Annotated in this window: 4 protein-coding genes; 2 read left to right on the top strand and 2 right to left on the bottom strand. The window is 59.1% G+C overall.

The features are described 5' to 3' along the window. Nucleotides 1-66: 66 nt before the first annotated feature. On the bottom strand, nt 67-1,566 hold the full coding sequence (locus ABIZ35_RS11415) for an alpha-L-fucosidase (protein WP_348220030.1): 1,500 nt from the start codon (nt 1,564-1,566) through the stop codon (nt 67-69). A 115-nt stretch (nt 1,567-1,681) separates the two neighbouring features. Then, nucleotides 1,682-3,556, bottom strand: coding sequence for an alpha-amylase family glycosyl hydrolase (locus ABIZ35_RS11410; RefSeq protein WP_348220029.1), 1,875 nt, complete (start codon nt 3,554-3,556; stop codon nt 1,682-1,684). 120 nt (nt 3,557-3,676) lie between these two features. Here ABIZ35_RS11410 and ABIZ35_RS11405 point away from each other — a divergent pair, with 120 nt between their 5' ends. Then, the gene (locus tag ABIZ35_RS11405) at nt 3,677-4,261 is read left to right on the top strand and encodes an N-acetylmuramoyl-L-alanine amidase (RefSeq protein ID WP_348220028.1); all 585 of its coding nucleotides are present in this window, start codon (nt 3,677-3,679) and stop codon (nt 4,259-4,261) included. A gap of 150 nt (nt 4,262-4,411) precedes the next feature. Beyond that, a partial coding sequence (gene mfd / locus ABIZ35_RS11400) for a transcription-repair coupling factor (protein WP_348220027.1) occupies nt 4,412-7,811 on the top strand: 3,400 nt, incomplete at its 3' end.

Here is a 7,811-nt window from a genome sequence, read left to right as displayed (position 1 = left end):
ATCGGGTCCCCCAGAATTGGGGCGGAAGGGCCGATTACCTACACGAATTGGGCTGGGGGGGATAGGTCACGAAATCCCACTCAATCGAAATACCGTCGCCGCCCCATTCGTCCCACGCACTGTCGTCGCAGACACAGCCTCCAGAACCAATCGTCCATTACTATCCAAGTGAAACGGGATCGGTCCATGTCCGAGCTGTTCGACCGAAGCACCGTCAACCGAAGTCGGTTGGACGCTGGGCAAGGTGACTTCGCCGGTCGGAGTTGCGAGGAGGAAGGCGTAGAGGGTATCGCCTTTGGAGGTGTATCGAATTTGGCCTTGAAGTTCGGTGAGCTTTTCGTTTTCGTTCCAGCTCGGCGCTTCGGTCGCGGCGCTGCCAGCTTCCGTTTCGCCGAAGACACGCCAGGGGCGGGTGTCGTAGATAGCGTCTGAGTTCGTTTCCATCCACTCGGTGATGTCTTTGAGAAGTTCGAGTTCTAGGACATCGGGACTGCCGTCGCCCTTGAGCGGGATATTGAGCAGGAAGTTTCCATTTTTGCTGACGACGTCGATCAGCATCCGGATCACATCCGTGCTCGATTTGTAGTGGACGCCGTAGTGATAATGCCAGTTGCCGATGCAGGTTTCGGTCTGAAATGCCAGCGGCTGCACGGCGTCGAGCAAGCCGCGCTCGACGTTCCAGAGCGCCCGATGCCGCTCGGATTCGGGCATGTGCTTGCGGGTGAACACGACGTCGATCTTGCCGTCCTCCGTTCCCTGTTCGTAGAAGTGCCCGATCACATCGTCGCCCTGCGCGCCGCCATAGACCGAGCGGTCCCAGTTGTCGATGTAGAGCAGGTCGGGCTGATATTGATCGATCACATCGAGCATGCGACGGTTCCACTTGTCGGTGTAGGCGGCGTCGGGTTCGGTCGTGGGGTCCTGATCGGTGGCGTAGAGGGCTTTGGGGTCGAGGCCTTCCCACCACTGGCCGGCGCCGTCTTCTTTTGTCAGCGCGCCATCGTAGGGTTTGCCAGCCCAAGGGCCGGTCTTGTCATGTCCGGCGGCGTTGGCGTAGTACTTCCAGGCCTGCCATCCATGCAGGCTGACGCCGAAGCGCAGTCCTTCGGCGCGGGCGGCCGCCGCCCATCCGCCGACGAGGTCGCGCTTCGGACCGACGTTCACGGAGTTCCATGGCTGATGCGCCGAGTTCCAGTTGTCGAAGTTGTCGTGGTGGTTGCCGAGGCAGACGAAGTATTTGGCCCCGGCCGCCTTGTACAGCCCGATCAGATGCTCCGGGGCCCACTTCTCCGCCTTCCAGCTATTACAGATGTCTTTGAAACCGTGCTCCGTGGGGTGCCCGTAGCGCTGGATGTGCTCTTGATAGATCGTGTCGCTGGTAACGTAGGTCTTGTCGCCGGGGTGGGGGCCGTAGATGCCGGGCGCGTAATGATCGCCCATGGCGCCGACGCATTGCGGCCCCCAGTGCGCCCAGATGCCGAACTTGGCGTTTCGGAACCACTCTGGACACTCGTAATTCTCGGATTGCGCCCGCCAATCCGGCAGGTCTTGAAGGTCGGTCGACATGGGTAATTGGGGCCTTTGAACGTGGGTTTGCGGTCAGATGCAACGCCCAATATTGTACTCTCTTGGCCCAAAATTGGCAAGTGTAACCGATTACAATATCACTCGAAATATAAGATTATCCCTCCCGATAAAACACCGCGCCCCAGTTCGAGCCGATCTCCGTCTGAATCCGCCCATTCTCCGGCGTGATCTCGGAGTCTCCTATGAGATCACGCCATACACCGGAGTGGGGAACCTCAAAGTCGACTTGCTGTGGCTTATCGGAGAAGTTCAGCGCAACAAAGAAATGTTCGCGCTTTTTTCCGCCCTCGCTCCATCGACGATACACGACGAGCCCGTGTTCCAGATCGATCCCAAGCCCCTGCTTGTTGAAATGGGTTTGTGATTCGTCCCAGTTGGACGGGGCGAAGTGTGGGGAGCGCAGGCCGGGATGCTCTTCTCGGATCTTCATCATCTTTTGGTAAAGGTCCAGAAGCGCGGGGCCGGGCGCGCTCTTCGCCTGGCTCCATTCGAGTGGGCGCGCGATGACTCTGCCGTCGCCGTCCTCCGGAATGTCGTAATCCGCGCCAAATTCCTGTCCGTTGTAAATCAGCGGCGCGCCAAAGCATGTCATGAGCGCGATGACGTAAGGCTGTGTGCGATGCCAGGACTCGCGGCCGCCGGCGCAGGTGATGATGCGGCTGTGGTCGTGGTTTTCGAGATAGGTGGTCGGGATACGGCCTGGCTCAAAGCCGCGCGTCGTCTCCAGCATACGCATCATGGTCGTTTGGATGGCCGGCGCCGTCTCGTCTTCTTCATGCAGATATTGCTCGCTGAGAGTTCGAAAAGGATCGTACCAGCAGCTTGTCGCGTCCACTTTGTTCGTCACGTCAATGGCGTCGTAATCCCAGCTGTGCTCCAGAATGATCGCGAAGTTCGTTTCGTGGCAATCCTTCACATAAGCGGCGATCTCTTCCAGCAATTTCGGCAGGCCATACTTTCGGTCATCCGGCTTGTAATATCCCAGGGTGTTGTCGAGACGAATGCCGTCGATCCCGAACTCCTCGATCCAGTAGATACAGGCGTCGCGGACGTACTCCAGCGTACATCGATTGGAGTAATTCATATCCCGGAAATATTCGTGCTCGGCAAACTCGCCGATATAAGGCGATTCGGCGGGATTTTGATAGAGCCAGTAATAGGGAAAGCCAAAGTCCGGGGGGGCAGCGTCGGTATGGTTGAACACGCCGTCCATGATCACGTGAATGCCGCGCTCGTGGCACTCATTGACGAGCTGCTTGAGATAAATGAGTTTCTCGGTTTCGGCGGCGGGATTATGGCTGTACTTGTGCGAAAGACCGAAATACTGGACCGGGTTATATCCCCAGGTAAAGCTGGAATCGGCGTCGTCCGAGTAGGAGCAGGGATTCCAGGGCATGAACTCGATCGCATTGATCCCAAGCGACTGAAGATAGTCCAGCTTGCGGACAATCGTCTGCAAGGGCGCTTCGTTCTTTTTGCGGATGTTCGCCGTGAAGTCGTCGATCATCAGCTCATAGATGCGCAGGTCTTGATACGGAAGTCGCTTGGCGAGCCGCTTGACCTCGGCAGTTTTGCCGCCAACGACAAAGCCCGAATTCTGGTTCTGCGCGCCGCCGTAGCGGCCGCACGGATCGCATACCATGCGCGTCTCGCCGTTCTCGAACTCGACTTTATATTTATATTCGTAAAATCCGTCGGGTAATTTTTCGACCTGCGCAGTATACACGTCGCCTTTGACGATGTTGTCGCGGGGATCGGTATAATCGGTTGGCAGGAGTTCGATTGCGGAGCCTTCATCCCATTCTTTCGTCTCAGGGTTCTGAAAGCTTCCCATGACTGAGATACGGGTGATTTGGGGCAGTCCGCCCACTTCATATTGCTTCGGGTCTTTCGACGTATTGGGTAGGAACAGCTTAAAGGTAACAGTCTTTTTTTCGTGGTCGGGGAGGGCTCCGAACTGCTCGTACATGGGCTCGATCTTTCTAATCGCGGGAGTATATGCCTGTTTATTCCCGTTTATGAAAAAGGTCTAACTTGGAGCCGGCAAAATTTGTTACCTCAAAGGGCTGCGGCGCCCTATAATAATCCTATGCGCAAACGTATTATCTGTCTGATCCTCGTCGCAGCGGCCTTGATTCTCACAGTCGGCATTGTTCGGCAGGCGCGCCAGCGCGAGCAGTGGGCGCGCGTGGATCGCTTTTATCCTTTTGTACGATCGCCTCATGTCAGCCCACGTCCGTTCTGGACGAATATCGATTGTGTCGTCGTTCACTCCACCGCTGGAACGAGATTCGATTCCGCCGTCACCATCTTCCAAAGCCCTAAGTCGCGTGTTTCCGCGCATTATATCGTCGGCAAGGATGGGCGTGTGGTGCAGATGGTCCCGATTGGCATGCAGTCGTGGCATGCTGGCATTTCGTCTTTGGACGGCGCTCCCAGGGTAAACGCATACAGTGTCGGGATCGAGATGGTGAACCGAAACGACGGAACAGACCCTTATCCGGACGTGCAGTACAAGGCGGTTGCGGGGATTATCCGCCGCCTGCGCACAGTCTGTGATATTCCGGATAGCCGCATCGTTTCCCACGCTCAGATCGCGCTTCCCAAGGGGCGCAAGTCCGATCCGCGTAGCTTCGACTTTGCGAAGCTGAGACGCCTCTGCGGCAAAGTCTGAGTCGAGGCCGTGCGCGGGTATAATAATACGTTGAACACAAATATTGAGGCTTGGGCGGTTTTAAGACCGCCGAGGCCCTTTTGTGCGTCTGAGGCGTTTCTTGCGTCCGGGACGTACGCTCCCCTGTTTTCCCGTGGAAGGAACTAACGGATGGATTTGCGCGAACTGCCGGCGCTGGTGGATGATCTCCCTGCTTATCACGAACTGAAGAAACGGATCGAAGTCGGCGGCCTCACTCAGATCGAGGGACTGCCGGTCGCGGCGAAAAGCTTTATTCTCGCGCAGCTCGCGCGCGAGCTTGGGCATCCGATCGTCGTTGTTACTTACAATGCCGATCAGGCCGCGCGGATCTGCGCGGACCTGGCCCGCTACGGCGTGGAGGACGACGCACTTGTCAGCCTCGTTTCCAGCACGGAAACGCTGGTCTTCGCGGAAGGCGCGCCCGATCTCACGGTGCTCGGACGCCGGACGGCGGCCCTGCAGAAACTGGCGCGCGGAGAGGCTCGTCTGGTGGTCGGCCCGATTGGCGCTTTTCTCCAGCGCACCGTCGCGCCCGAGGCTCTGCGCGATCGCAGCGTGACGATCGCCGTCAGCGAAAGTGTGGAAATCGCAGATCTGGAGAAGACGCTCGCGGGCTTTGGGTACGATCGCGTCGAAGCCGTGGAGAACCCAGGACAGTGGACCCGTCGCGGCGGCATTCTGGATATCTTCCCCGGGGACGCCGTGCGTCCGTTCCGTATCGATTTCTTTGGCGATGAAGTCGAGAGCATCCGTCCGTTCGATGTCGAATCCCAGCGATCCGTAGGCAAAGCCGAAAGCTTGGCTGTGCATGCCATACGCGAAGCGCCGCTGACGGAAGACGCCATCAGTGAGGCCATAATGCGTCTCAAGGACGAACTGCCTGGACGGATGGCGGCGCTACGCAAGGCGAACGAAGAAGGAAAAGGCGTCGAGCACGCGGATCGTTTGGAAGAGCGAATCGAAGCGGATATCGCACAGCTCAGATCCGGGACCTACTTCGACCAGACCGAATATTATCTGCCGTATCTTGAGCCGCGCGAGCTCTGCGCGCTGGATTATCTGCCCGAAGGCGCGCTGCTGGTTCTCGACGAACCGAACCAGGCCAAGGCGCGACTGGAGCAGATCGAAAAGGAAGTCCTGGAGATCGCCGGTACGCGCGCGGCGCGCGGCGAATGGCTGACCGCCGAAACCCCGCACGCCTGCAACTTTAGCTCCGTAGTCAGCCACGCCGCGAAGTCGCCGGCGACGATTATCTTCTCGCTGCTCGGTCAGAAAGTCGACGGCCTGCGCGCATCGGACCCAATCTCGACGCAGTCCGGCGCCATGGAAAGCTTCGCCGGCCGCTTCCCCTCGTTCTTCGAGGCGATCGACGGCTGGCTCGGCGCCCGCTTCCGCGTGGCGATCGTCACCGAGCAGTCTCAGAAGATCCGCGAACTGCTCGCCGACCATAAGATCCCGGCGTCGCCGCAGGATCGCCTGCAGCCCGGCGGCGAGGGCGGCGTTTATGTCCTCGACGGCAGTCTGCTCGGCGGTTTCAAGCTCGCCGAAGCTGCGCTGATGGTCGCGACGGATACGGATATCTTCGGCCATCGCGTCCACCAGAAGCCCCGAAAGCGCGCGTTCAAAGAGGGGCTCAAGCTTACCTCGTATCTGGAACTGCGCGAAGGCGATTACGTCGTCCACATCAATCACGGCATCGGATACTATGCGGGCATCACGCGACTGAAAAGCAAGGACGGCGCCGAGCGGGATTATCTCCTGCTGGAGTACGCCGGCGGCGACAAGGTCTATGTCCCGACGGATCAGATCGACCGCGTTCAGAAGTACATCGGCTCCCAGGAGTCCACCCCCACCGTTACGCGTCTTAATAGCGGGGAATGGTCGCGCGCGACCAAGAAGGCCCAAAAACAAGTCCAGGAGATGGCGGCGGACCTGATCAAGCTTTACGCCGCTCGCAAGGCCGCGACTGGCCACTCGATCGCCCCGGATACGCCCTGGCAGATGGAGATGGAGGAGGCGTTCCCCTATCAAGAAACGCCCGATCAGCTCGCCGCCATCGAAGACGTCAAGCGCGATCTGGAAGACGACAAACCGATGGACCGCTTGATCTGCGGCGATGTCGGTTACGGCAAGACCGAAGTCGCGATCCGCGCCGCGTTCAAAGTCGTGAACGCCGGCCGCCAGGTCGCCGTACTCTGCCCGACCACGATCCTGGCCCAGCAGCACCTCGTCACTTTTCGTGAGCGTCTCGCCCAGTATCCCGTGAAGATCGAGATGCTGTCTCGCTTTGTCTCCAAGGCCGAGGCCGACCGGACGATCAAGGCGCTGGCCGAAGGCGCCGTGGATATCGTCGTCGGCACCCACAAGCTTCTAAGCAAGGACGTGAAGTTCCGGAACTTAGGCATGCTCGTTGTCGACGAAGAACAGCGCTTTGGCGTCGCGCACAAAGAGCGGATTAAGGCGATCAAAAAGAACGTCGATGTCCTGACGCTGACAGCGACGCCGATTCCAAGAACGCTCCACATGTCGCTCTCGGGCATCCGCGACATGAGCCTGATCGACGATCCGCCGGAGGGACGCCAGCCGATCAAGACCTACGTCAAAGAGTACGACGATGAGCTGATCCGTGAAGTGATCCTGCGCGAGCTCGACCGAGGCGGGCAGGTTTACTACCTGCATAATCGCATCGAAAGCATCACGCATGTCGCTGAGCACCTGCGCCGCCTCGTCTCGCAGGCGACTGTGGACATCGCCCATGGCCAGATGCACGAGGATGATCTCGAAGACGTCATGGTGCGCTTCGCGAACAAAGAGTTCAACATCTTAGTTTGTACGACGATTGTCGAAAGCGGTCTGGACATCCCGAACGTCAACACGATCATCGTGGACAACGCCGACAAGCTCGGCCTCGCGCAGCTTTACCAGCTGCGCGGCCGCGTCGGCCGCTCCAAGCGCCAGGGCTACGCGTATTTGCTTTACCGGAAAGACAAGATCCTCTCGGAGATCGCCGAAAAGCGCCTTGGCGCCCTGCGGGAGTTCTCGGATCTTGGTTCGGGCTATAAAGTCGCCATGCGCGACCTGGAGATACGCGGCGCCGGCAACCTGCTCGGCGCCGCCCAGTCAGGAACCGTCGCCACCGTTGGTTTCGATCTCTACACCCAGCTGCTGTCCCAAGCGATCAACGAGCTCAAGGGCGAGGATATGGAGCCCGAGTGGGAACTGCCGAACGTTGCGCTGCCGCTCGACGCGCACATCCCGCCGCGTTATATCCCGAGCGAAGCCGAGCGTATTCTCATTTACAAGAAACTAACGGCGGTTCGCCGCATGGAAGACGTCGCGCGAATCCAAGAAGAGCTCGAAGACCGCTACGGCGACCCGCCGCGCTCCGTCTGGAACCTGCTCGCCACCCTGCGTCTGCGTTTACGCTGCCTGGAAGTCGGCATCGGCAACATCGTCGCCGAAAAGCGCCGCGTCGCCATACGTTTCCGCGGCACGCACATCCCAATGGACACCATCAAGAAACTGGCCC

Source organism: Capsulimonas sp., assembly GCF_039929585.1.
Lineage (GTDB): Bacteria > Armatimonadota > Armatimonadia > Armatimonadales > Capsulimonadaceae > Capsulimonas.
Note: the sequence above shows the minus strand (reverse complement) of the source record. Positions and strands in the feature narration are given on the sequence as shown.